Source organism: Paenibacillus sp. FSL H8-0315 (assembly GCF_038005365.1).
In the GTDB taxonomy this organism is placed as follows: domain Bacteria; phylum Bacillota; class Bacilli; order Paenibacillales; family Paenibacillaceae; genus Paenibacillus_AQ; species Paenibacillus_AQ odorifer.
The window spans coordinates 2,073,284-2,099,094 of record NZ_JBBOTA010000001.1 but is presented as its reverse complement, the minus strand read 5'-3'; the positions used below and the strand labels follow the sequence as shown (position 1 = coordinate 2,099,094).

The following is a 25,811-nucleotide window of genomic DNA, read 5'->3' as shown; positions in this document are numbered from 1 at the left end:
CTGCGAAAATATAAGATTAGTTTGTTGTTACTGGTACTTTTAGGAGTCTCCCTAGTGTGGTGGAATCAATCACGAGGGTTTGATAATTCAGCGATGGAGGGCATCCCCGTTTATGCGGATGTTGATGAAAGCTCTATTTTAGAAAGCGATAGTGTGAATTCAAAACTCGAAGCCTCTTACTTAAGCTATTACGAGGAAAAACAGCAGGATGGAGCAAAGGACTCATCGGATTTTACGCTTGCTATTCCTTCGGCGGATTATACGGCCATTAGTGCTGAAGGTACAGAGGTAATGACGGATCTTGGTGGAAAACCCGGCAAGGTACTAGCGCTTAAAGCAGAGGATAGCTGGGTGGAATATACATTTACGGTTCCGGCAGATGGGTTATATCAGATGGGGATGGAGTATTATGCCCTTCCTGGTAAACGATCCTCGATCATTCGAAGCGTAAAGATTGATGGGGAGTATTTATTCTCTCAAGTAAAAAAAATGGAATTCCAGCGGATGTGGAAGGAAAGTGCAGAGCCATGGCTGGACAATCAAGGGAATGAATTTAATCCCAAGCGGGAAGAGGTAACAGGCTGGCAATATCGGGAGTTTCGAGATGCCGAGGCCAGAACTGCGGATCCCTTTCGCTTTTATCTGACCAAAGGGGAGCATACGGTGAAGCTGGAAGCCATCCGGGAACCGGCTGCACTTAGTGAACTGAGAATATTTTCTCCAGAACCGCTCCCGACTTATGCGGAAGTGAAGCAGGAGTATGAGAATAAGGGTTACAAGCCTGTTCAGAATCAAGTGATCAAAATTCAGGCAGAAGAATCCTCCCTTCGTTCAGATCCAACGCTGAAGCGGATCGAGGACCGGGAGCCACTCACCGAACCTTTTAACAAAGATGCTATTGTGCTTAATAGTTTTGGGGGTGTCGGGTGGCGTACGGGTGGACAATGGGCGGAATGGAATTTCGAGATTCCTGAGTCAGGGCTCTACAATATCGCAATTCGTTACGGCCAGTGGTTCCTAAACGGGATACCGGTGGAACGCCGGATTATGATTGATGGCGAGGTACCGTTCCAAGAGCTGAATGCCTTGAAATTCCCTTACAAAGCGGAATGGCAAGTAAACAAGCTGGGGAATGAGGACGGAGAATACTTCTTTTATCTCGAACAAGGCAAGCATACGTTGCGGATGGAAGTTCAAGTATCGGGTGTAGGCGGAATGATTGAAGCTGTGCTGAACACTACACATAAAATGTCTCTTTTGGGACGTGAAATCACGCAGGTAACGGGAACGAACCCCGATCCAAACGGGGATTGGCAGCTGGAGCAGAACATTCCTAATCTTGTGCCACGTTTACATTTGATGGCGCGGACGTTGGATGATGCCGTGCAGGATATGTATGCTTTTGGCGTTGCGGATGGAAGCTCTGAGCTGAGTACGCTTTATGAAGCACGTGATCGGTTCCTGGAAATGGCGAAGGATACCTCAAGTATTCCAGGTCGTCTTCAGCAATTTACAGATCTGCAGTCATCGCTTGGCTTATGGGTCAACGGATTAATGAAGCAGAGTATTGTAATGGACTATATTGAAGTGAAGTCGGAAGATCAGCCATGGCCTAAAGACGCGGCTCCTTGGTATACCCGTGTAGGGACGATGACGTATGACTTCTTTAGTTCTTTTACAAAGGATTACAGCGGCATAGGAAATACGTACAAAAATGAAAAGGTGCTGGATGTCTGGATCTCTCGTGGACGTGATTGGGCGGAGATCATTAAGCAAATGGTGGATGAGGACTTTACACCAAACACGGGCATCAAGGTGAACGTCAATATTATTCCTACGCTTGCAGCGGATCAGAAGCAGATTCTGTTATTAGCCAATACTGCCGGACTTGCTCCCGATGTGGCACTGGGGGTTGAGGGTGAAGTGCCGATTGACTTCGCGGTGCGGAATTCACTCGTGAATCTGAATGAATTCTCAGATTATCAAGAGGTTGCTGAACGTTTCAGAGCGGGTGCACTGATTCCTTATAAGTATGATAACGGAGACTTCGCATTGCCGGAGAATCAGAACTTCACGATGCTCTTTTACCGGAAAGATATTATGGCACAGCTGGGTATTAGCGAGAAGGATATTCCGAATACGTGGCAAGAGGTTATGGAACTGATTCCTGTGCTGCAACAAAACGGGATGGACTTCTATTATCCACATGCCCCGAACAATCCGAGTCTAGCCATTAATGAGTTTGCGCCGTTCTTATTCCAGTATGGTGGAGATTTCTATAAGAATAATGGGATGTTGTCTGATCTGGATTCACCAGAAGCACTGACAGCTATGAAAATGTGGACGGAACTCTTTACGAACTACAAGCTGCAGAAACAAGCGGATTTCTATAACCGTTTCCGTTCTGGAGAGATGCCAATCGGCGTTGCTGATTATTCCACATACATTCTGTTATCTACTGCCGCACCTGAGTTGACAGGCTGGTGGGGCATGAAACCAATGCCGGGTATTGAACAAGCCGATGGACAGATTAACCGTTCTACAGGCGGGCTTGCACAGACAGGAATTATTTTTAAGGATACGGATATGAAAGAAGAGTCTTGGGAGTTCCTGAAATGGTGGACCAGTGCGGATGCACAGGAGAACTTCGGCTCAGAGCTTGAGTCTTTGCTGGGTGTTGAAGCTCGTTGGAATACAGCCAATGTTGAAGCGCTCAAACGTCTGCCGTGGCAGCAAGATGATATCGACGCCATTATGGAACAGTGGGAGTGGTTTAAAGAGCGCGAAGTGGTGCTTGGAGGATATTACACGACCCGGCATATCGCCAACATCTGGAATGAAATTGTGCTCAACGGTAAATTCCCGCGGGAGGCGATGGAGCAAGGTGTGCGTGAAATCAATAAAGAGCTTAGTAAGAAACGCGAAGAGTTCGGAATTGAAACTTCCCAGACTTCAAGCGCTAAAGAGGAAGGAGGTCAGAAATGAGTAGTGAAATAATTACACCGGCACAGAACGAAGCCGTACAGATGCAGCCGACGAAAACTCCCGGGAAATGGGCTCAGCTTTGGTTGGATATCAAGAAAAATAAAGTTTCCTATTATTTCTTGGCCCCTTTCCTGATTCTGTTCACCGTTTTTACTATTGTTCCTATTATCATGTCCGTCGTTCTAAGCTTCAGCTATTACAACATTATTGAGACACCGAGATTCATTGGCTTCTCTAACTATAAGCTGTTGTTTGTAGACGATGATATCTTTCTTAAAGCTGTTGGGATTACGCTAAAATTTGCTATTATTACAGGTCCGATAGGTTATATTATGGCCTTCTTGCTGGCCTGGCTGATTAGCCAGATTCCGCAGAAGTTCCGCTTTTTCTATACCCTATGCTACTATGTGCCATCGATTACAAGTGCAGTAGCAATGTCCGTGGTTTGGTTGTATTTGTTCGCCGGAGACCGCAAGGGGTTGCTCAATCACTGGCTCATTCAGCTGGGGATTATCAATGAACCTTATTTATTTCTACAAAATGTAGATTCGATCGTACCGGTGATCATCATAGTTTCCTTATGGATGAGTATGGGGGTAGGTTTCCTTGCTTTTCTGGCCGGACTTCAAAATGTACCGACAGATTTATATGAAGCTGGCTCAATTGATGGGGTCAAGTACCGCTGGCAGGAGCTTTGGTACATTACGATTCCATGCGTCAAACCGCAGCTATTATTCGGTGCGGTGATGCAGGTGGTCGGTTCGCTTACCGTATTTGACGTCAGTATGCGGCTTGTTGGATTTCCGAGTCCCCTTTATGCAGGCCATACGATTATGGCGCATCTGTTCGACTACGCATTTATCCGCTTTGAGATGGGATATGCGTCAGCGATTGCTGTATTACTGTTCGCTTTGATGCTTGGGCTCAACCGTCTCATCTTCAAAGTGCTGGGGAGGGATTAGGATGCACAAAATAAATTTAAGGCGTATTGACTATGGCGGCATCTTTTTATATCTGTTCTTAACGGTGTTTGGCCTAATTATGCTGCTGCCACTTGTCTATATGGCAGTGACTGCTTTAAAACCAACAAGCGAACTATTCCTGTTCCCACCGCGGTTTTTCGTAGTGAATCCGACGTTGGTGAACTTTCGTGATTTGCTGTTAATTACCGGAACTTCGGCGGTGCCGTTCTCACGGTTTATTTTCAATAGCGTGGTCGTTACATCGGGGATTGTGGTCGGGGGTGTCTTAATTTCAGCAATGGCGGCTTATCCGCTTGCCAAGCACAATATGCCATTTAAAAGCGCTATCTTTAGTATGATTGTGGCGGCGCTGATGTTTTCACCTTTAGTATTGCAAATACCGCAATATCTGCTGATTAGCCGCAGCGGATTAATGAATTCGTATTTTGCAATGATCTTACCTTATCTGGCTGCACCGATGGGAATGTTTCTTATGACCCAGTTCCTGCGGCAGCTTCCAGACGCTTTATTAGAGGCGGCCCGCATAGACGGGGCTTCAGAATGGAAGGTATTCTGGGTGGTTGTGATGCCAATGCTTAAGCCGGCGATTTCGACTTTTGCTTTATTTAGCTTCATTTCTGCTTGGAATGATCCGTATCCTTCAATGGTCTATACGACTGTTCAGGAAATGAAGACATTGCCGCTTGCCATCCAAACCATCAGTGGTGGAGCCGGAGTCGTTGCTAGGGTAGGCACTTTGGCAGCAGCAAGCTTCTTGATGATTCTCCCGACTATTCTTGTCTTTATATTAACGCAGCGGATGGTGCTTCAGACAATGGCCCATTCGGGGCTGAAGGAATAGGGGGAGTCATGATGATAGGACGTAATATGAAAAAAATGCTGCTAACAGGGCTACTGGTGACGCTGACACTGCCAGTGCTGCTGCTTCCAGGGCAGGCGCTAGCTGGCGAAGCCCCGTATGAGGGGTATACGTGGAATCAGTCCAGCAATGAGGTCCGCTCGATTAATGGTTATCTCTACGATTCTTCTATCGATCCAACAGGAACAGATACGGGGTCCTTCAAAAATCCGGAATCTCTCTTTATTAGTGATGACGATTCACTCTACGTAGTAGACACGGGCAATAGCCGTATTGTTCATATGGATAAGGACGGTCGTCTGCTAAATCTGATCGGTGATGCGGAGGGCAGCGGCAAGCTGCAGGAGCCGAAGGGTGTATTCGTGAAAGAGGATGGAACGGTATATGTAGCAGATACAAAAAACGCGCGTATTGCTATTTTTGATAAAAATGGCAAGTTCGTAAAAGAGTTTCTAAAACCGGATAGCCCATTACTGGGTGCTAATTTCTCTTATTCTCCTTCTAAATTAGTTGTAGATAAGCGTGATTATATGTATGTGGTGAGCGATGGTAACACGCAGGGGTTGCTGCAAATTGACTCGGGCGGTAAGTTCAAGGGGTTCTATGGAGCGAACCATGTAGGCTTCTCCTGGACACGACTCTTAATTAAGCTGGTGGCCACCAAAGAGCAGCAGAACCAGCTGGCGACCGTTAAACCTTCTGAGTTCTCCAACGTGGATCTGGATGAAGAAGGATTTATCTACAGCACGACCCTGGGCGAAGAGTATAACCAGATCAAACGGTTATCTCCGGTAGGCGTAGATACGCTGAACATTGGTAAACACTGGTACGGCGATTATTACTCCGAGGGTCCATTCAGTATGGCTTCTTTTATGGGCATCAGTATTGATAAGAACGGGTTTATAACCGCGCTGGATTTGCAGTCCAGTAAAGTCTTCCAATATGACAAGCTGGGGAATTTGTTATTCAGCTTCGGCGGGATCGGGGATCAGAATGGACTATTCGTGACTCCTTCCGCCGTAGATCAAACCGCTGATGGTCTGATCTATGTAGTGGATAAAGGACGGGGTAGAATCGATCGCTTCCGGACCACGCCGTTTGCGGATTTGGTTCATCAGGCATCTTTGCTATATGTAGATGGCAGCTATGACGAAGCGCAATCCTTATGGCAAGAGGTGCTGCGATTGAACGCCAATTATGATATGGCTTATCAGGCTATCGGCAAAGCGCTTTATAAAGCAGAGCAATATAAGGAATCTATGAGCTATTTCAAGCTTTCAAATTCCAAAGCTGACTATTCATCCGCTTTCCGCGAATATCGTAAATTGTATATCCGGGAGCACTTTACTTATTTCTTTGCCGGCGGAATTGGACTGTTCTTAGTACTGTTCTGGAGTGCGCCGAGATTATACCGGAGATTCCATACCTGGCTGTATAGAGGAAACAAGGCAGTTTTGGAACCGGCAAAGGGGGAGATTGGATGAACACTTTGCGAATGATTCATCAGGTTGTAGTTCATCCTTATCAGTTCTATAACGATATTCAAGGAAAGCAGCGTATCCGCTGGATACAGGGGATTGCCATCGTTCTACTGACCTTTGTGGCACGAATGATCTCGATTCTGATTACAGGGTATGCTTTTCAAACTAGAGAGCCGCATGAAATCTCTATGTTTCATGAGTTTATTTGGCTTATCGTTCCTTGGTTGACCTGGTGTGTCTCGAACTGGGGTGTCAGTACGATTATGGATGGTGAGGGGAAATTTAAAGAGATTTTTGTGGGCAGTGCCTTTGCGCTTGTTCCATACATGCTCTTTATCATCCCAGTCACACTGCTAACGTTGGTCCTTTCGCTGGATGAGGCTTCAACCTTCAATCTGCTGCACAAGTTTGTGATTCTTTGGGTGGCTTGGTTGATTTTAATGAAGGTGAAGATCCTGCATGATTTTGAGATTCGCAAGGTTATTTTTATCACCATAATCAGTGTAATAGGGATCGCCATTATCTGGTTTGTAGGCATTTTGCTATTTGGTATTTCCAATCAATTTGTTTCATTTATTGTCGATCTGCTCAAAGAATTGAGATTGCGCGCGTAAGGAGGGAAAGGTAACACGATGAGAAAAAAAGTTAAAGTGCGGGCCATTCTCTGTATTGTTGTGATGATGCTGTTCGCAGTGATAAATGTTCAACCCGAACACAGTTCCGCCGATCCGTCCACCGCTGCGCAGTCTGTTCAGACTGAAGAAAGCAAAGAGGTTGGGCAAGAGCAAACATCGGTGGTGACTGAACCAGCTGAAGGGCAGGCCACTTCTGTGCAAGAAAAGGAGACCACGGATCCCGTAGAAGAGCAGGCTCCAGCCGCTGTAGCAGCACCTGTACAGAAGGTTGAGCTACAGCCGGTCACGCCTGGAACAAAAGCATTGGAGAACGAACGCTATATTTTATATGTAGATGAGAAATCGGGAAATCTTCGCATCACAGACAAAATCACAAACAAGGAGTGGCTTGGATCTCCACAGCTGGAGCGAACAGCCATGCCAAATATTAAGAAATATACGACCGCGCCAATTTATGCCAGATACACACAGGGGGCTGACATTACACAGGTCTACCCACTTAAAGATGAAGACTCCACGGTTACCGTAACGATTGAGCAAGATGTCGTCCGCGCGGAGTTTGCTTTTATTAGCCTGAAGCTTTCTTTTGCTCTGGAGTACAGACTGACTGCTAATGGATTCGAGGCTTCCATTCCACAGGAGTATTTGAAGGAAGAGGGGAATGCGAAATTCACGAGTCTGGAGGTGCTGCCATTTTTTCATGCGGCTAGAGAAGATGCAGAGGGGGCAATGATGCTTCCAGATGGTTCAGGGGCATTGCTGGAGTTTCGGAAAGATCATCCCGCTTATTTGAAAGGTTATTCTGAATACATTTACGGCGGGGACGAAACCTTCGTGAAACAAAATCATGAAATTACGGATAACTCTTGGCAAAAGGCGGCACCTCTTAAAAAAGCTATCGCCTTGCCAGTGTTTGGGATCTATCAGGGAGACACAGGATATTTAGCAATTGTTACTAAGGGAGATACCGACGCTAAAATCAACGGTGTTCCATCAGGCATTCGCGCTATTTCGCTTTATAGAGCATCAAGTGAATTTACCCTGCGCAAGGATGATGTTATTTTTGTCGGCAATTCCGGCCAAATTCCTTATTATCAGGGTGAGATGATCAAAACCGATCGTAACGTACGTTATGTTCTGCTCCAAGGTGAGGAAGCCAACTACGTTGGGATGGCGAAGGAATACCGTAATTACTTAATGGAGGAGAAAAAGGTCAAGGAAGTAGTTCTTGAGAACACGCCATTGTATCTTCAAGTGCTCGGTGGGATTTCACGTGATGAAGTCATCGGTTCAACTTTTATAGAAGCAGCTACGTTTAAACAAATCAAGGACATGATTGATCAATATCAGGCAGAGGGTGTTACTCAGCTAGAGATTACGATCGAGGGATGGTCCAAAAATGGTTTATACGGAAACCAGCCAGAACAATTCCCTGTTGAGAAGAAGTTGGGAGGCAATAAGGGACTAAAAGAGCTTCAGGAATATGCCGCAGGCAAGGGCGTAAATCTTTATTTGAAAGCTAACTACGTGAAACCTTACCAAGATAGCAACGGCGTGAAGGCAAGCAGAGATGCTGTCCGCGGTATTAATCGTGAAGTCTTGAAGCAGTACGTCTATTATCTCTCTACCCGGTGGAATACGGATGACTATTTTTATTTAATGAAACCTAGTGTTATCGCAAAACGCAGTAATGCTGAGTTAAGCAAGTTTCAGGATCTGGGTGTGAAGGGTGTACAGTTTGAACACTTTGGAAGCTTGCTATACTCCGATGAGGATAATAAATCCAATACGGACCGCCAGCTTACAGAAGATACTTATGTTAATGCATTGGATAACTTCCGTAAGGGTGAGCTTAACACGGCAGTAGATTATGGTTTTGCCTATACATTAGGACATGTGAACCGGATTGATCAGGTGCCGCTCGACTCCAGTCAATTTGTCTATACAGATCGGGCGATTCCTTTTTATCAACTAGTGTTACACGGCTTAGTGCCTTATACAGCAAGCCCGGTTAATCTGTACGATGATTCCCGTAACCAAACCTTACGGGCGCTGGAATATGGAGCCCTTCCAAGTTATGAATTAACCTATGCTCCGACTAGCGATCTTCAGAGAACCATGGCAGACCGGCTGTTCAGCTCTAGTCTTGAGAACTGGCTGGCACCTTCTGTGCAGAATTATCTCGCATTGAAAGAGGTCTATGACAGCATTAGCAACCAGCAAATGACGAATCATGAGCAGCTGCAAAGTAAGGTCTTTCGGACGACTTATGCAAACGGTGTGAGCATTATAGTCAACTATAATGAGCAGTCTGTTGACGTGTCTGGTCAGACCGTCGAGGCATTCAGCTATGCGGTAACAGGAGGATGATGAAGTGAAAAAATCAAAGCTATCGATGCGAGCGCGTTATTTCGTTGAAGGATATTCCTTCATCGGCCTGTGGCTGGTCGGATTTCTGGTGTTTATGGCTGTTCCGCTGGGCCGTTCCTTGTATTATTCCTTTCAGGATCTCCAAGTGAGCAAAGGCGGTTTACTGGCCACTTTTGTTGGGATGGAGCATTATCGCGCCGCTTTTACTACAGATGTTAATTTCTTGCCTCTGCTGAAATCGACGATGGTGTCGACGGTGACTCAGGTTCCGTTAATTCTTATCTTTTCGCTCTTTTGTGCGATTCTGCTAAATCGCGGACTCGTAGGAAAAACCTTTTTTCGTGGCGTGTTCTTTTTGCCGGTCATCATTGCTTCAGGGGCGATTCTGGGCAAATTGATGGATCAGGGTGCCGCAAATTTACCAATTTTTTATAATCAGGATTTATATGATAAGCTCCATAACTTTATCCCCGGCGACATTTTGAAGTCATTGCTGAAATATGCAGAATCTTTAACGCTGGTGATGTGGGATTCTGGCGTGCAAATTCTGATTTTTCTAGCGGGGTTACAGACGATTTCTGTTTCACTGTATGAAGCGGCCAAATGTGATGGAGCAACCGCGTGGGAGAGTTTTTGGAAAATCACCTTCCCGATGATTATGCCGATGATGCTCGTAAACACATTGTTTAGTATCGTCAGCTCATTCACGAAGGCAGATAATCAAATCATGAGTCATATTTTGAATGTCGTCTTTAAGAATAATGATTTTGGATATGGCTCAGCGATGGGCTGGATTTATTTTGTGTTTATTTTCTTGGTTCTGGGTTTGGTCTTCCTGTTATTCAGCAAGTCGCTCGGTGCCACCGAAGGGAGGAAGTAGAAGATGTTGAAGGAATCCGTAAAGCAGGTTCGGACAACGAACATGGAACATCTGACAACTCGTCTAAAAGCAAGCGGCAAGCTGGACAGGGTCGTGAAACGTTCGCTTCAGGTGCTGAATATCGCTTTTTATTACTTGGTTATTCTCAGCTTAACGTTCGTATTCCTATATCCCTTGTTATACATGGTATCCAAATCCATGATGCAAGTAACAGACGTAGCTGATGCCACAGTGCAATGGCTTCCGAAAAAGATAAGTTTTGGCAACTATTTTCTGGCATGGGATTCGCTTAAATTCTGGGCCGGGTTCGCAAATAGTGCGATTATTTCCTTCGGGAGTGCGGTTCTGCAAATCTTAAGCTGTTCCTTAATCGGTTATGGTTTTGCCAGATACCGTTTTCCAGGCTACGCAGTGTGTTTCGTTCTGCTGCTGTTTACTTTTCTAGTTCCACCGCAGACGATTGTTGTGCCACTGTATTTGTTCTTTAGTGACTTGGGGTGGATTAATACACATTTGCCGTTTGTGGTTCCTTCTATGTTTGGGCACGGGTTGAAGGGGGCATTATTCGTACTGATCTTTATTCAGTTCTACCGCGGAATGCCTAAAGTGTTGGAGGAAGCAGCACGTATCGACGGTGCAGGCGCATTCAGAACGTACTGGAAAATCATGTTTCCTATCGCCAAGCCGGCAATGCTGATCGTATTCTTGTTCTCTGTGGTATGGCACTGGAATGACAGCTTTGAACCGAATACGTATTTAACAACACCGGATTTCTATAATCTGTCGCAGCGATTAGCGATGTTTTATGGTTCCAATAATCAGGCAGCGGAGACGATGTCGCAAATGACTTCGGGTTCTATTGGGATGGCCCCAACTGGACTGAATCAGGTTATGGCGGCGTGTATTCTAACCATTCTGCCAATTCTGATTCTGTATTTGTTCGTACAGCGTCATTTTGTAGAAAGTGTGGAACGCTCCGGTATTGCCGGGGAATAACTTTATTTACTAAAAACCAGCAAGCTCTCTGTGTGGAGGCTTGCTGGTTTTATTTTTAGGTAAAGGGTCTTCAAATTAGTATATCAATTCGGTTAAGATGGATAAGTATTCGATAAACTGTATTAGAAATACACATCCAAACCAAGGGAGTCAGACGATGAATAAACGCAAATCGGGATTTGAGCACAGTACAGTATCCATTGCTGAGAAGAAAGTTACTTGGCTGGAGCTATTTTATGATCTGCTTTTTGTAGCAGCAGTTTCAAAAGCGAGCCATGTCCTATTGCATGTAGAGGCGGGTACAATTCCACTTGAATACTTATCCAAATTTATCTTAATATTTATTCCGATCTGGTGGGCTTGGGTAGGGCAATCGCTTTTTGTGAATCGGTTTGGGCAAGATATCTTTTCACATCGGATATTCTTGATTCTACAATTATTTTTTGTATTAATAATGACGGCGAGCCTATCGGTTAACTTTGATCAATATTATATGCCATTCTTAATAGGTTATGTTGGTTTAAGAGCTATGACAGCCATTCAATATCTTACGATAAATAAGAATGAAGCGGCTGATAGAAAGGGCACTGCCCGGTATTTGGGAAGCAGATTTTGGATTGGATTAGTGATCTCTTCTTTATCACTTTTCTTTGACTCTTGGATGCGTTATGTAGTTTTGTATGCGGGAATTACTGTAGACATTCTGCTTCCATTAGTAGGTCGGAAATACTTGGTAAAAAGTCCGATCAATACTCATCATTTATTGGAACGCTTTTCGTTGTTTACGCTTATTCTGCTTGGGGAATCAGTGGTCAGTATCCTTGCGGTTTTACAGTCTAGCCACTGGACGTGGCAATCTATTGTATTTGCATTATTAACTTTTCTATTAATTATAGCTATGTGGTGGCAATATTTTGATAATGTTGAAAAGAAAGTGGATAAGACTATAGAGACTGCCGGGCAAACCATAATTTACGGGCATTTATTTATTTATGTATCCTTGAGTATGATTGCAGCTTCGATCCAACTGCTATTTTTAGATCAATTAAATTATATATTTATGGTGTGTTTTATTTTTGGATCGGTCCTGCTCTACTTCTGCTCTACCTCACTGGTCTTCCATAAATATAGACGTATACAGCAACGGTTAGGGATATTCCATTTGGCGTTGTTATTAGGTTTACTTGGTGTTTTTTTCGTAGTAGATTTGTTGTTCCTTATACCTAATTACCTGATCATTGGTGAAATGATGTTATTTTTTGTGGTATATGCAAAATTAACGACGTAAGCTTGTTGTGCCGAAGCTGAATAAGAAAACAAGAAGGAAGCTGATCCGTGTGATCGGCTTCCTTCTTGTTTTAGATCCCATGAAATATAATCTATCTAGTTACGATCGAACGGGGAGGCTTATTTCATAATATGTATAAGATTGTATTTTTTGATGTGGACGGTACTCTAGTGAGTGAAATTGATAGAAGTATCCCAAGATTTCCTGAATTATGGTTCGAACGTTTTCACGGATACGTTATGAATGTGCTTGAAGAAACAAAAGTTTCTAAATCAACGGCGATTAAACAGGTGCTGGATTATCTGAATATTTGCAAGTCAGAGGTTATCGCGTTTGGTGACGGTGGGAATGATATCGACATGTTGGAGTATGTGGGATTGGGCATTGCGATGGGAAACGGTGCGGAACAGTTAAAACAAAAAGCCGATTTTGTTACAAAAAAAGCAAGTGAAGGCGGGATAGCCTACGCATTAAAGAAATTTGGTGTCATTTAAGCTTGTAGCAAACGAGTTGAAGAAAAATTAATAGCGATCATTTGTACAAAACTAACAGCGACAGCCCAAGACTTTATCAGTCTATGGCTGCGGCTGCTTTATGGATTGTGTGGTATCCACACATAGAACTGCATGTGATTCCTGGTTCTTACTGCCCTAGAAGAGCCGGCACAATAAATCGGCCGAAAACATTTGCAGGAGAGCCTTTTTTGTACTTATCCGCGGTGATAACGGCAACCAGCTCGTAAGCAGGAACTACAATGATATGCTGCCCTTTAAAGCCGAGTGCAAAATAATAAGGGATCTCGTTCGGCTGTTGCTCTGAACCTGCATTGAATTGGGATACCCACCAATGCCAGCCGTAGAATCCTTTTTGCGGATGATTGGCTTCAACGTAAGGGCGAGTAGATTGCTGAATTGTATCTGGAAAAAGGATCTGCTGATCCTTCCAGCGTCCCTCTTGCAAATAAAGTAAGCCGAATTTCAGCATATCCTCCGGCTTCAGATGAAGTCCGAACCCACCGGTATGTATGCCTTGCGGATCACTCTCCCAGTGATAGCTTTGAATGCCAAGTGGTTGAAACAGCTGATCTTCGGCAAATTCTGCAACCGCCTGTCCAGCACAATCACGCAGGATTGCGGACAAGAGCTGAGAGGAGCCTGAGTTATAAGTCATCACGGTTCCTGGTGTATGAGCTAATGGCTGTGCAAGCACAAATTTTATCCAGTCTGCGGTTTTAGTCATGGCCGGAAAAGAATTCTGCCCACCAAACTCTGTCCAGTTAAAGCCTCCGGTCATCGTTAATAAGTGTTCGATAGTGATCTCACTTTTACGTGGGTCACGATCTTCTTTTAATGAAGGAAAAAATAAAGAAATAGGTGTGTCTGGAGGTGGAATCATTTGTTTATCTATGGCTATGCAAACTAAGGCGGAGAGTACGCTTTTGGTGCACGAGTTGATTTTGCCAAGCTCTTCAGCGATTTGTGGATCGCGGTAATGCTCCAGTATGGGTTCTCCATGTTGAATGATCAAACAACTGCGAATGTCTAGGTTAGTAATACCGTCAATAAGCGGCTGAAGGTTCCAGTCAGTAATGTCGGTGACCCCCTTTCTAGATGAATTATAGCTGCAACTGTTTACCATTATAGCTCACATCACAAAAATGTCGTAATTTCCTGTCGTTAAATAATTATGGAAAATACAAGAAAATATCTGTATAATAATATGAATCACGTGTTAGAGGAGGATGAATTCTTTTGAAAAGCAATAGTACTCTTTTTGTTCATCAAACAGCTAAAACGGTATTAATCACTTCCGTTGCACTCGCGTTACTCTTACCCCCTGGCTTAGCCGCAGCCGATTCTATATCTGTTAGCAGCAACACTTCCGTAACGCAGGTTAGTACGCAATCAGCGGCTCCAGCTACGACTACGAAATCTGAGGCTGATCCTGCAAAAGTGAAATTCACGCAGGAGCAAGCCATTGCAAAGTTAAAAGAACTATTCCCATCTCTAAAAGATGCAACTGTAAACAATGTTCAACTGGGATCTAACCAAAGCTACCCAGCTCCAGCAAATCAAATGATCTGGCATATTCAGTGGCAGGTTCAAGAAGGGAATATAGGATATGGTTTTAGCAGTGAGGTAGACGCCATTAATGGTGATATCATCAACACCTATCTCTCATTCTCCCAGGAGAAGAACGAATCCTATTATCCACCGAAAGTATCGCAGACTCAGGCATTGGAGATCGCCAAGACTTTTGTGGCTAAGGCAGCCTCATCGGTTAAGAGCAGTGAGCTGCAATTAAATGAGAATGTTGGTTATAGTTATTTTTCGGAATCATTATTCGGTCCTGTTCAATATGGATATAACTTCAGTATTCTGAAAAATGGTATTCCTTCTGGATCGGACAGCATTAACATAGTTGTGGATGGTAACGGAACTGTAACGCAATTCTCTAAGTCTTCTCAAGGGCTTGAGTACCCATCTGCACAGCCCAAGATTACCTTGGAGCAAGCACAGAAGCAATTTGCGGAACAGTTTGATGTGGGCCTATTTTACATTCCTATTTATAAGAACGGAAAACCTAACAACTGGATCCTAGGCTGGCGTCCAATAGATCAGTCTCTATATCCTATCGATGCATTAACGGGCAAGCGGATAGATTATGAAGGAAAAGAATCCGTATCCACCTCAGTCGTGTATTCAGAAGTAGCGAAGAGCAAGGATGTTTTTCAGGCAAGAAGTTCTAGTACAGAGCTTTCTGCAAAAGAAGCAGCACAGCTTGTAGAGAAGGTTGCTTATATCCCGGCAGATCGTAAATTGATCTCGCAAACCTTGAGAAATGACTATCAGGATTCAGATCGGAAAATCTGGCAGCTATACTGGGGCAGTAATGGAAATGATCGTTACATTGGTGCTGGCTTTCCAGAACAATCCTCTGCTGAGATCGATGCAAAGACCGGTGAAGTATTGCAGTACCAGGTTCAAGCTTATGGTGCTATTCAGGATAAGAAGAAGGAAGAGCCGGCACCTGCTGGAGGTAAGAAGCTTAGTGAGGCTGAAGCGAAGGTGAAAGCGCTTAGTATAATTAATAGTCTATATCCTCAGGCGAGCCAGAAGCTAAAGCTGGTAGAATACGGGGATAATTCGAGTTTGACTTCAGACGGATCAGGATATGGATACCAGTTTATTAGATATCATCAAGGAATTCCTGTGAGTGACAGCACCATTACGGTAAGCTTGGATCTTTACGGCAGACTGACTTCTTACATGGGGAATCGGATAAGCGGTATCGATGGAATCACATTATCGCCTGATGCAACAATTTCCAAGAAAGAAGCGCTCGAAAGTTATAAACCTAAATATCAGACTAAACTGAAGTATACTCAGGTTGGTGGATACAATACTTATAGTAACTATGTCGCACCGAAGGTGAAGCTGGTATATGATACAACCTTTGATGAATCTAATGGATTGAATCAGGTTTTGGATGCAGCCACTGGAAAATGGGTTGCGGTGTATGATTACCTCGGTCAGCAAGATGCTCAACTATCTGCAACGGATATCAAAGGTCATGCAGCAGAGCGGGAATTATCAGAATTGGTAAACCACCATGTGATTACACCGGATGCCGATGGCAAAGTGAACCCGGATCAAGAAATAACTGTCGGTGATTGGTTATCCTATCTTGCCAAAGCTTCTAGTCCAAATTTCACCAATTATTATAATAATAATGAACGAAAAACTGTGGCAGGCGTGAAGCCAGAGAATTCATATTATGATGCAGTTATTTTTGCAGCAGATCGTAAATGGATCAATAAGGATGAAAGCCTGCAAGTAGAGAGTAAGTTAACCCGGGAACAGCTTGCTGTTCATCTGGCTAATTTCTTGAAATACAATAAACTCACAGCTTATCTTGATAAAGATGTGACTGTAAGTCAGTTTAGTGATAGCTCAGCTATAAACAATAAAGGGGCCGTGGCTCTTGTTGTGAAATTGGGACTCTTAAAGGATGACAACGGCAAGTTTAATCCGCAGCAGAATGTAACAAAAGCGCTGGCGGCTTCGGTGATCATGAAGCTAGTGGAGCTGCAAGGAAAGACCGATCAGATCATAGGTCAATAAGTGTTAATAAGACAGCCAGGCAGCGATTCTCCGACGATTGGAGAATCGCTGTTTGGTTTTTTAGTTTGCAGCGCGGCGGATTGACTAAAGCATCTCTATCTGGCAGATGCAGTTTCCAGTATTCTCTCAGCATTTTTTGTGCGCCGATTCTTGCTGGAATCCGAAAAATAACTGCATTCTATACAGCTATTTCTTATGCAAAAGGTGAATGTATATCTTTAATTGCATTCTCTGCAACTAAAAACTAGAGAATTCACCTACTGGCGAGAAAAGCAAGAATATAAGTGTACGGAATACACTTATATCCTTTGGCCGAGTGATTTGATGCATTATAAGTGTACTAAATACAATTAAACGCGTAATGCCGCGTAATCCTCAACGCAATCCTCAGTCCATTCCGCCTACACTATGCACCGCCGGCTCACTATATAGGTAATCTTGATGGCTAAGATTCTTAAGGGATAGTATAAGGATCAGCCTCTTTTTTGTGTAATTAATTACCAATACATAGACACTTACAAACTCACAGTATTATGATAATCAGAGTGACCCTAAAGCGGAGCTTTGTTAGGCGAACATGAATAGGTAAAGAAAAGATACCGAATGTAAACGGTTCACACTCGCTGTGTTAACGCTTTCTTCTTACAATTAGGATATAGAAAATAAGGGAGGTTCAATAGATGAAAAGAAAGATTAAAGGCTTGCCTTTAATGGCATCGGCCATTGTTTTATCATTAGTTTTCAGTGGTTGCTCCAGCAATAATAGTGGAAACAGTAGTAGTTCCGCAGAGGGAAACACTAGTGTGCAAACGGAAATGGAAGGTGGCCCTTTAACCAAATATGATCCGCCGATCAAACTTCGCTCCACGATGAACGAAACAGGCAAAGAGACGTTGGCGCAGGGCGATACACATTCCAATAACATCTGGACCAGAGGATACGAGGAAGAGCTTGGGATTAAAGTGTCCTATGACTGGATTGTGGCTGATGCTAACTATAACGATAAAATGAATGTTACCTTGGCGAGCGGGGATTTGCCTGATTTGTTAAAGGTGTCCACGGTGCAATTCGAGCAGCTTTATGAAGCTGGCATGTTGGAGGATTTGACCGGGGTATTTGATAAATATGCTTCGGATCTTGTCAAAGAATATTACGCAGAAGAGGACGGAGCAGGGCTAAAGCCGGTTACGAAAGATGGAAAACTGATGGCGATGGTAAGCTTCCCGGGTTCGCTGGATTCCTCTGATATGATATGGATTCGAAAAGACTGGATGGACAAGCTGAATCTGGCAGAGCCAACATCCATGCAGGATATTATTAAGATTGCAGAAGACTTTACATTTAAAGATCCAGACGGAAATGGCAAACAGGATACTTACGGCATTTCGTTGAACAAGGACTTGCCAATCAATGCGTTTCTACTCGGGTACCATGCTTACCTGGAAACTTGGATCAAAAACGCCGATGGCGAGGTTGTGAATGGTACGATTCAACCGGAGGTAAAGGCTGGACTTGCGGAGCTGCAAAGATTGTATAAAGAAGGAGTCATTGATCCAGAGTTTGGGGTAAAAGACTTTGCCAAAGCGATGGAGGATGTGAATGCTGGTAAATCCGGTATGTTATTTTTGCCGCAATGGGCCCCTTTCCAAGTAAAGGACATGATTAAAAAGGATCAAAATGTTAACTGGGTGCCTTATCCAGTACAATCTATTGATGACCAACCTGCCAAAACCCAAAACCATCTTACAATTGGTGGCGTATTCGCGGTCCGTAAGGGCTACGAACATCCGGAGGCATTGATCAAGCTGCTTAATTTCCAAGCAGAGAAAATGTTTGGGGAGTCCGCTAAAACAGAACGGGCAAAATATTTGAACGGGGACACAGGTCTGGGCTTCCAAAATGCGGTTGTATCCAACCTGCCACCGAACAAAAATGTAAAAGCACAGGATGAAGTGGAAAAAGCCCTTGAATCGGGAGATACCTCAAACATGGGCCTTGAAGCTAAATTATTCTATGATGATATTCAAAGCTACCGCGGTGGAGATCTTGATAAATGGCATATGGAACGGATCTTTGGGCCGCTTAGCTCACAATCGGTTATCAAACACTACCGCGACAATGACTTGGTGTTGATGAATGAGTTCATTTATGCCCCAACTAAAACGATGAACAGCAAAGCGGCTACCTTGGATAAACTGCGTGCAGAGACCTTTGTCAAAATCATTTACGGAAGTCTTCCTATCGATGAATTCGACAAATTCGTAGCCAACTGGAAAAAGCTCGGTGGAGATCAAATAACGAAAGAAGTAAATGATATCGTAAAAGCAAACTAGTAAAAACGACGCAGAAGAGGACTGCCCCTAGTCATGATAATGACAAACGGGCAGTTCTTTTTTTGGCTGAACAGCTATTCGGTTCGATAACCAGGTCAACAAAAGATACTTAAAGTCAATACGCTACACTATTAAGGCAATTTGGGGCTGCTCTATAATTGAGATACAAGGAGGAGAAAGCATATGCACTTTAATACTAAGCAATTTCTACGTAATATTCCGCTCCATTTAATGATTTTACCTGCCTTAATAGTAATCATTATTTTTAGTTATATTCCGATGGCTGGCCTTGTAATTGCCTTCCAGAATTTTTCCCCGATTTCAGGGTTTAAGAATATGAACTGGACAGGGCTCGAAAACTTTCGTTATTTGTTTGAGCTTCCCGGTTTTGGTCAGGTCGTATGGAATACTGTATTTATCTCCGTCATGAAAATTATTGCTGGGCTGACCGTGCCAGTTATAGCGGCTTTATTGCTTAATGAGGTTCGTGTAAACGGCTTCAAACGTTCGATTCAGACGATTATTTATATGCCGCACTTTTTCTCATGGGTTATCTTGGGCGGGATTATCGTAGATGTACTGTCTCCGAGCAGCGGGATTGTCAACATGCTTTTAAAAGCACTAGGCATGCAGCCTATTCAATTTCTAGCGGACAATAGCTGGTTCCCATACGTACTAGTGATCACAGATCAATGGAAGGAGTTTGGATTCGGGACGATCATTTATTTGGCGGCTTTAACCAGCATTGACTCCTCCCTTTATGAAGCTGCTGTAATCGATGGTGCCGGAAGACGGAAGCAGACCTGGCATATTACGCTTCCGGGCATTCGCCCGATTATGATCCTGATGCTTACACTCAGCCTTGGCAACGTCCTGAATGGGGGATTTGACCAAGTGTTCAACCTGTACAATCCGCTAGTGTATGAATCAGGTGATATTTTGGACACGATGATTTACCGAATTGGTCTACAGGATGCTCAGTACTCTGTATCGACCGCACTAGGCTTGATAAAATCGGTAGTTTCCTTCGTATTTATCGGGCTGGGTTATTATCTGGCGTATCGTTTTGCTAAATATCGGATTTTTTAGAGAGAAAGGAGTGGACTAAATGCACCATACTTCAACTGCTTATCGTTGGTTTCTCCGCTGCAATTATGTATTTCTGACTTTGCTCGCGGTGCTTTGTCTTTTTCCAATCGTGAATATTCTGGCGATCTCTTTCAGCTCCAGCGCAGCTGTTAACGCGGGTAGCGTAACCTTCTGGCCTGTGGATTTCACTCTTTCTTCCTATAAATATATCCTTCAGAACAACCAGTTCATTCACTCCTTCGGAACTAGTCTGCTCCGGGTAGTGCTTGGGGTATCCGTTAACTTGTTGTTTACGATTCTAGTAGCTTATCCGCTGTCTAAAGAGGCAAAGTCCTTCCGCTCACGGACCGTGTATGCCTGGATTTTTGTGTTCACGATGCTCTTCAGCGGGGGTCTGATTCCTGGCTATTTAATTGTAAAGGAAATGGGGCTGCTGGATAGCATCTGGTCGCTTGTTATACCGGGCGCGGTGCCGATCTTTAATGTTCTGCTTATGCTCAATTTCTTCAGAGGTTTGCCCAAAGAATTGGAGGAAGCCGCATGGATGGATGGCGCGGGACACTTACGCACGTTATGGAGTGTGTACCTGCCGGTATCTATGCCAAGTATTGCGACCATTACGTTGTTCGCTTTGGTAGGTCACTGGAATGCATGGTTCGATGGCATGATTTATATGAGAAGCCCGGAACATTATCCGCTGGCCACCTATTTACAATCCATACTTCAGCAGGTATCGATCCAGACCGAAAATATTACTTTTGAACAAGCTGCGTTATTAAACCAAATCTCAGACCGTACAACGCAAGCCTCCCAGATCTTCTTGTCTATCATTCCGATCCTGGCGATTTATCCGTTCCTGCAAAGATATTTTGTGCATGGACTAGTCGTGGGTAGTGTAAAGGGTTAAACTGGACTGGACCTAAAAATAAGAAGGAGCCTGAACATGGCTCCTTCTTTATTATTATTCGATAGAAGAGGGAGAAAATTCCAATGAAATCATTCTCCATCGGGTGGAACCCCGATTCCATTGTGATCAAGCTGATCGGAGCTTTCCTATTGGTCATGCTTCCACTCTGCGCGCTGAGTGTATCTATTACCTACTATAGCTCCAACCAAATGCAAGCTGAAGTGGAGAGGGCGAACGAATCGAAGGTTCATTTTTACTACAGCCATCTTGAATTTGAGCTGCAACGGATAACGGGCTTAGTCACGGAGTACTCTCAGGATGAAACGCTGGCTACTTTCAGTACCCGTATTCCAATTATGAGCCGGTACGAAGTGGATTCTAATCTGAACAATATATACACCAAGCTAAAACAAATCAAAGAAACCAGTCCTTATATTAGTGATGTTGTGTATTATGTACCGGAAATTAATAAGCGGGTTAGCGCTGCGGTGGGGGTTAGGGATGTAACCAACGAGGAATGGCAAAGTCTGCTGGCCACTATGGGCAATCTGAAGGGTGCTTTATCTAAATACGAAGATGACTTATATTTACTGCGTAGTAATCCTTATAACCTGGATCGCAATCTTTCACCTAATTTTTTGCTGGGAGTGAAGCTTTCCTCACCTGAGCTTGAGTTGCGTTTGAAAGAATTTGCGGTATCAGGGGGGAGCGATATTACGTTAGCCTTCGGCAATAACGATTATGTGATATCAACTTCTGACCAGAAGCCCAGGTTGTTCCCCATAGAGAAACCACTAAATAGTGAAGAGACTGTAAGTGTGCAGCGGTATCGTTTTGATAATTCTTTTTACTATTCGCTCTACGATCACAGCAATAACTTTAGGCTGACCGCAAATATTCCCAATACGGTGCTCATGAAGCCGATTCATGTCTACTCATTGTTGCTATGGCTGTTGTTCGTTGTCTCGATAGTGATCATTATCTTGTTCTCTTTATGGACATACAGGATGATTCATCGCCCGATGTCTATTCTTATCAGGGGGTTTAAGAAAGCGGAGCAGGGGCAGACGGGGATCTTTATAACTCACTCCCGCAGGGATGAGTTTGGGTATCTATATTCTCGTTTCAATGAGATGCTTAAGCATCTGAATACGTTAATCGATGAGAACTACGTGCAGCGTATCCGGACAGGGGAAGCGGAGCTTAAACATTTACAATCGCAGATCACGCCTCATTTTCTCTATAACAGTCTATTTAGCATAAAACAGATGGCTGAGGTGGAAAATGTAGAGCTGATCAAGGAATTCTCTGATTATTTAGGGCAATATTTTCGGTACATGACCCGGGATTCCGCCCAGGAGGTTACTTTGCAGCAAGAGCAGGAGCATGCTTTGGTCTATCTGGCTATACAGCGGATTCGTTTTGGCGCGAGAATTAGAGCTGAGGTAGATGAGATTGCAGCGGATTGCCGGGACATCAAAGTCCCACGGGTTCTCCTGCAGCCCATTATTGAAAATGTATTCGAGCATGGGCTTAAGCAAAAAAGCAGCAATGGCCTATTAAAAATGAGTTATGAAAAAGTTGAGCATACGCTGACTATTATAATAGAAGATAACGGTGACTCACTTAGTGAGGACAAGTTAAATCTCTTGCAGCGCCAGTTCTCCGAGCAGAATGCCATTCAGGGGGAGATCACGGGTTTATTAAATGTAAATCAGAGATTGAGGATCAAATTTGGTTCCCCTTATGGCTTGATGGCAGAGAGAAGCAGTTTGGGCGGACTTTGTGTAAGAGTCAATTTACCGCTTAAAGGGGACGTGCAGGATGCAACGAATGATGATAGTTGATGATGAGCCTAATATTTTGGATGGGCTGTACGAATTTTTTGTAAAGGCAGATTTTAAAGATTTGGAGATCATAAAGGTTCATTCAGCGGATCATGCCATAGACTGGCTTAATACCGTAAAAATAGATATTGTGCTTAGTGACATCTGTATGCCAGGTATGGATGGGATGGCGTTAATTCAGGAAATTGTCGACCGCTGGCCACGTTGTAAAGTAATTCTGCTGACAGGACATAATGAATTCGATTTTGCCCATCAGGCGATCCGAAATCCATGTGTAGTTGACTATTTATTGAAGACAGAGGGGATGGATAAAATTCGTGCCGCTGTGGAGCTGACTTTGGAGAAAATATCTTCAGAAGAGGATTATTTCTATAAAAGCCAGTGGCTTCGCGACAAGCTCCCGCGCGCGCTGCCCCAGTTACAGCAGCAGTTATTACACGATATTCTAAGACGCACCGAACGGATAGACCGGCAGAGCTTGCAGGTTGAATTCGATGCCATTCAGCTCCCGTTCAAAGCGGATGGATCCGTCCTGCCTATTATTCTGCGGATGGAGGCTTGGCGAAATTATGAAACGGCTTCAGACCGGAGTTTAATTCGTTATGCGGTAGCCAATATTGCGGAGGAGCTGCTCAGCGACAAGGTTGAAGTTAAGGCTGTGGATCTGGATCCGGGGACGATAGCTTGTTTTGTTCAGCCTAAAAGTGAAAGTGTATCCTCAATCAAGGAAGAAGAGCTCTGGTTAAAAACGCTGCGCTTCGTCCACGGAACAATGGAATCCGTTCAACAAGCCTGTGGCAAATGTCTGCAACTATCTGTGTCTATCATCGCCAGTGATCAGGAAGTGCATTGGCATGAGCTGAACTATGCCTTGAACCGTTTACGATTAGCCATTTTTGATAGCCCCGGACTTGGGATGGAAAAGCTGCTGAGGATAAATACCAAGGAAGTGGGCCCAAGTCCAGGTTCTATGCATAATCGAAATGCAACAGCGGAATTACTGCTCGACTATTTAAAACAAAGGCTGCTTGAAGGTGATCTCGATTGGGGCACATCTTTTCGCAAATGGGTGGAGCTCTCGGGGGAAGGTGGGCCGGAGGATCCTTTTTTGAGATTAAGATTAATGTCTGGGATCAGTAACACTCTGCTGCAGACTTTACAAGAGTTAGGTTTAACGGAAAAAGCACATAGCGGTATGAATTTATCACGCATGTTATATTTTAATATCAATACACACTGGTCGGATGTCATCTCTTTTTATCACACGTTTTTTGAATGGATTATCTCGAACAGAAGCGCTACCTATAAACATGATGAATCGAATATCCTGTCCATGATCCACCAATATATTAAATCCCATCTGGCCGATGATTTGTCCTTAACCCGGATTGCGCAGGAAGTCTCACTTAATCCGTCCTATCTGTCACGCTGGTATAAAAGAACGACAGGGAAGGGGATTTCTGATTATATTCTGGAGAAAAAAGTGGAGCTGAGTAAGGAGCTGCTGCTTGGAACTGCTCTAAAAATGCACGAGATCTCCGGCCAGCTCGGGTTTAGTGATCAGCACTATTTTTTTCGATTCTTCAAAAAAACCGTTGGCTGTACGCCGCAGGAATATCGAGAGCAAAAACGAGGATAAATAGCAATACCCCGAAAGACGGACACCTGTTCAGAAGGTGCATCTTTCGGGGTATGGTTTGTGGCTGTATTTTAACGATTACTTACCGAGTTGTTTGTCTACTTCTCGAACCGGATTCTCGCCAACATTCTCTTCAACCTTGTGGCTACTCATAAACCAGCCGATTACAGCGATGAGTACGAGCACAACGTAGAAGGTGGCTTTCCACCAGGTACTATGAGCGAAATCTTCGGACAGAACACCAAGTGAAGGGTGCGCCAATGTAATGACTGAGAGCTTAACACCCACCCAACCTACGATAAAGAAGGCTGCAATTTCAAGTCCTGGACGGGAATGCAGCAACTTAACGAAGAAGGAAGCTGCGAAACGCATAATGACCAGACCGATAAATCCACCGGCAAAGATGACGAGGAATTGTCCGCCATCGAGGCCTCCGATTTTTGGAAGACCACTTGCAGGAAGAGCAACCGCGAGTGCAACTGCGGCTAGGATGGAATCGACCGCGAAGGCGATGTCAGCAACTTCTACCTTCAGAACAGTAAACCAAAAGCTGGATTTCTTTTTATTGACCGCACCGTCAGTGCCGCTTTCAGCAGCTTCATCTGTGACGGGCTTCTTAAACAACAGTTTTCGGAAAATATGATTACCCGCGATAAATAATAAATAAATCGCGCCGATGGCTTGTACTTGCCAGATATCGACCAGATAGGAGATGACAAATAGCGAACCGAATCGGAACACGAAGGCCCCCGCTAATCCGTAAAACAACGCTTTTTTTCTTTCCTCATCAGGAAGGTGCTTAACCATAATTGCCAATACCAATGCGTTATCTGCGGCGAGTAGTCCCTCTAGTGCTACCAGAACAAGCAATACCCAACCGTACTCTAATAATAATCCCCAATCCATTACTGTTGTCCTCCCTTTTTGAATGCAAATATCTACCAAAAGATATCTACCCTACCATTTTAACCAAATTTATATAAAAAAGACCTTTACCAAACAGATTAGCCTTTGGAATAAAGGTCTAACCTGATTGGTAAAGGTCTCGCTAACAATGTGAATTGCCAATAAAGCCGGAGAATATCCTCATATTCTCGTATTGACGACTTTATTTAACAGCTACTCCCCTTTACGGGATATATTAAATTTTTAAGATTATTCAATGTGTTCTTGCCTAAAGAGATCATATACGAGATGAAAGTCATTGTCAATAAAAGTTGCAGAAATAAATGGATTCTATCTTTTAAGAATCCTTAAAATGGCCAGAAACATGACATGATGACGGAGAATCAACAGAGATTGAATAAAATGGAAACGGAGACATGATATATATAGGTTATATAAACTAACATTTAATATGACGAAACTGCAAACATAAGGAAAAACAGGACTTAA

Annotated in this window: 17 protein-coding genes and 1 pseudogene; 16 read left to right on the top strand and 2 right to left on the bottom strand. The window is 43.9% G+C overall.

Annotated features, from left to right (window positions below; genetic code table 11):
- Positions 1-54 precede the first annotated feature (54 nt).
- The 10 genes and pseudogenes from MHB56_RS09045 to MHB56_RS09000 form a co-directional block, all read left to right on the top strand.
- Entirely contained in the window at positions 55-2,985 is a 2,931-nt protein-coding gene (locus MHB56_RS09045; RefSeq protein ID WP_341143498.1) for an extracellular solute-binding protein, read from the top strand.
- Entirely contained in the window at positions 2,982-3,947 is a 966-nt protein-coding gene (locus tag MHB56_RS09040; RefSeq protein ID WP_076129175.1) for a carbohydrate ABC transporter permease, read from the top strand. Before MHB56_RS09045 ends, MHB56_RS09040 begins: the two co-directional genes overlap by 4 nt.
- Position 3,948: 1 nt before the next feature.
- Positions 3,949-4,809, top strand: a complete 861-nt coding sequence (locus MHB56_RS09035; protein ID WP_036679629.1) for a carbohydrate ABC transporter permease — start codon at positions 3,949-3,951, stop codon at positions 4,807-4,809.
- An 8-nt stretch (positions 4,810-4,817) separates the two neighbouring features.
- Positions 4,818-6,311 carry a hypothetical protein gene (locus tag MHB56_RS09030; RefSeq protein WP_341143497.1) on the top strand — a complete coding sequence of 498 codons (1,494 nt, stop codon included), beginning with the start codon at positions 4,818-4,820 and terminating at the stop codon, positions 6,309-6,311.
- Positions 6,308-6,922 carry a YIP1 family protein gene (locus MHB56_RS09025; RefSeq protein ID WP_076129177.1) on the top strand — a complete coding sequence of 205 codons (615 nt, stop codon included), beginning with the start codon at positions 6,308-6,310 and terminating at the stop codon, positions 6,920-6,922. The genes MHB56_RS09030 and MHB56_RS09025 overlap by 4 nt, the downstream gene beginning before the upstream one ends.
- Before the next feature lie 18 nt (positions 6,923-6,940).
- Complete coding sequence (locus tag MHB56_RS09020; protein ID WP_076194600.1) at positions 6,941-9,313, top strand: DUF5696 domain-containing protein; 2,373 nt, start codon at positions 6,941-6,943, stop codon at positions 9,311-9,313.
- A 4-nt stretch (positions 9,314-9,317) separates the two neighbouring features.
- Positions 9,318-10,193, top strand: a complete 876-nt coding sequence (locus MHB56_RS09015; RefSeq protein ID WP_081382489.1) for a carbohydrate ABC transporter permease — start codon at positions 9,318-9,320, stop codon at positions 10,191-10,193.
- A gap of 3 nt (positions 10,194-10,196) precedes the next feature.
- Entirely contained in the window at positions 10,197-11,189 is a 993-nt protein-coding gene (locus MHB56_RS09010; RefSeq protein ID WP_051491074.1) for a carbohydrate ABC transporter permease, read from the top strand.
- Positions 11,190-11,388: 199 nt separating this feature from the next.
- A complete protein-coding gene (locus MHB56_RS09005) occupies positions 11,389-12,477 on the top strand; it encodes a low temperature requirement protein A (protein WP_341144364.1) in 1,089 nt (362 codons plus the stop codon).
- Positions 12,478-12,674: 197 nt separating this feature from the next.
- Positions 12,675-12,971: pseudogene (locus MHB56_RS09000) on the top strand (HAD-IIB family hydrolase); the annotation flags it as partial.
- Between the two features lie 148 nt (positions 12,972-13,119).
- Here MHB56_RS09000 and MHB56_RS08995 read toward each other — a convergent pair.
- Positions 13,120-14,115, bottom strand: coding sequence for a serine hydrolase domain-containing protein (locus MHB56_RS08995; RefSeq protein ID WP_341143496.1), 996 nt, complete (start codon positions 14,113-14,115; stop codon positions 13,120-13,122).
- 113 nt (positions 14,116-14,228) lie between these two features.
- On the opposite strand from MHB56_RS08995, the gene MHB56_RS08990 reads away from it, so the two are divergent.
- The 6 genes from MHB56_RS08990 (at position 14,229) to MHB56_RS08965 (ending at position 24,416) form a co-directional block, all read left to right on the top strand.
- A complete protein-coding gene (locus MHB56_RS08990) occupies positions 14,229-16,601 on the top strand; it encodes a YcdB/YcdC domain-containing protein (RefSeq protein WP_076279966.1) in 2,373 nt (790 codons plus the stop codon).
- Between the two features lie 680 nt (positions 16,602-17,281).
- Positions 17,282-18,934, top strand: a complete 1,653-nt coding sequence (locus tag MHB56_RS08985) for an extracellular solute-binding protein (protein WP_341143495.1) — start codon at positions 17,282-17,284, stop codon at positions 18,932-18,934.
- A 183-nt stretch (positions 18,935-19,117) separates the two neighbouring features.
- The gene (locus MHB56_RS08980) at positions 19,118-20,023 is read left to right on the top strand and encodes an ABC transporter permease (protein ID WP_341143494.1); all 906 of its coding nucleotides are present in this window, start codon (positions 19,118-19,120) and stop codon (positions 20,021-20,023) included.
- Positions 20,024-20,042: 19 nt separating this feature from the next.
- Complete coding sequence (locus MHB56_RS08975; protein ID WP_038573097.1) at positions 20,043-20,930, top strand: carbohydrate ABC transporter permease; 888 nt, start codon at positions 20,043-20,045, stop codon at positions 20,928-20,930.
- 83 nt (positions 20,931-21,013) lie between these two features.
- Positions 21,014-22,777: a sensor histidine kinase gene (locus tag MHB56_RS08970; protein WP_341143493.1), complete on the top strand. Its 1,764-nt coding sequence runs from the start codon at positions 21,014-21,016 to the stop codon at positions 22,775-22,777.
- Complete coding sequence (locus MHB56_RS08965) at positions 22,755-24,416, top strand: response regulator transcription factor (RefSeq protein ID WP_076218885.1); 1,662 nt, start codon at positions 22,755-22,757, stop codon at positions 24,414-24,416. The genes MHB56_RS08970 and MHB56_RS08965 overlap by 23 nt, the downstream gene beginning before the upstream one ends.
- A gap of 78 nt (positions 24,417-24,494) precedes the next feature.
- Here the strand turns inward: MHB56_RS08965 and MHB56_RS08960 are convergent, their stop codons facing one another.
- Positions 24,495-25,322, bottom strand: coding sequence for a TerC family protein (locus MHB56_RS08960; RefSeq protein ID WP_036679597.1), 828 nt, complete (start codon positions 25,320-25,322; stop codon positions 24,495-24,497).
- Positions 25,323-25,811: the final 489 nt, after the last annotated feature.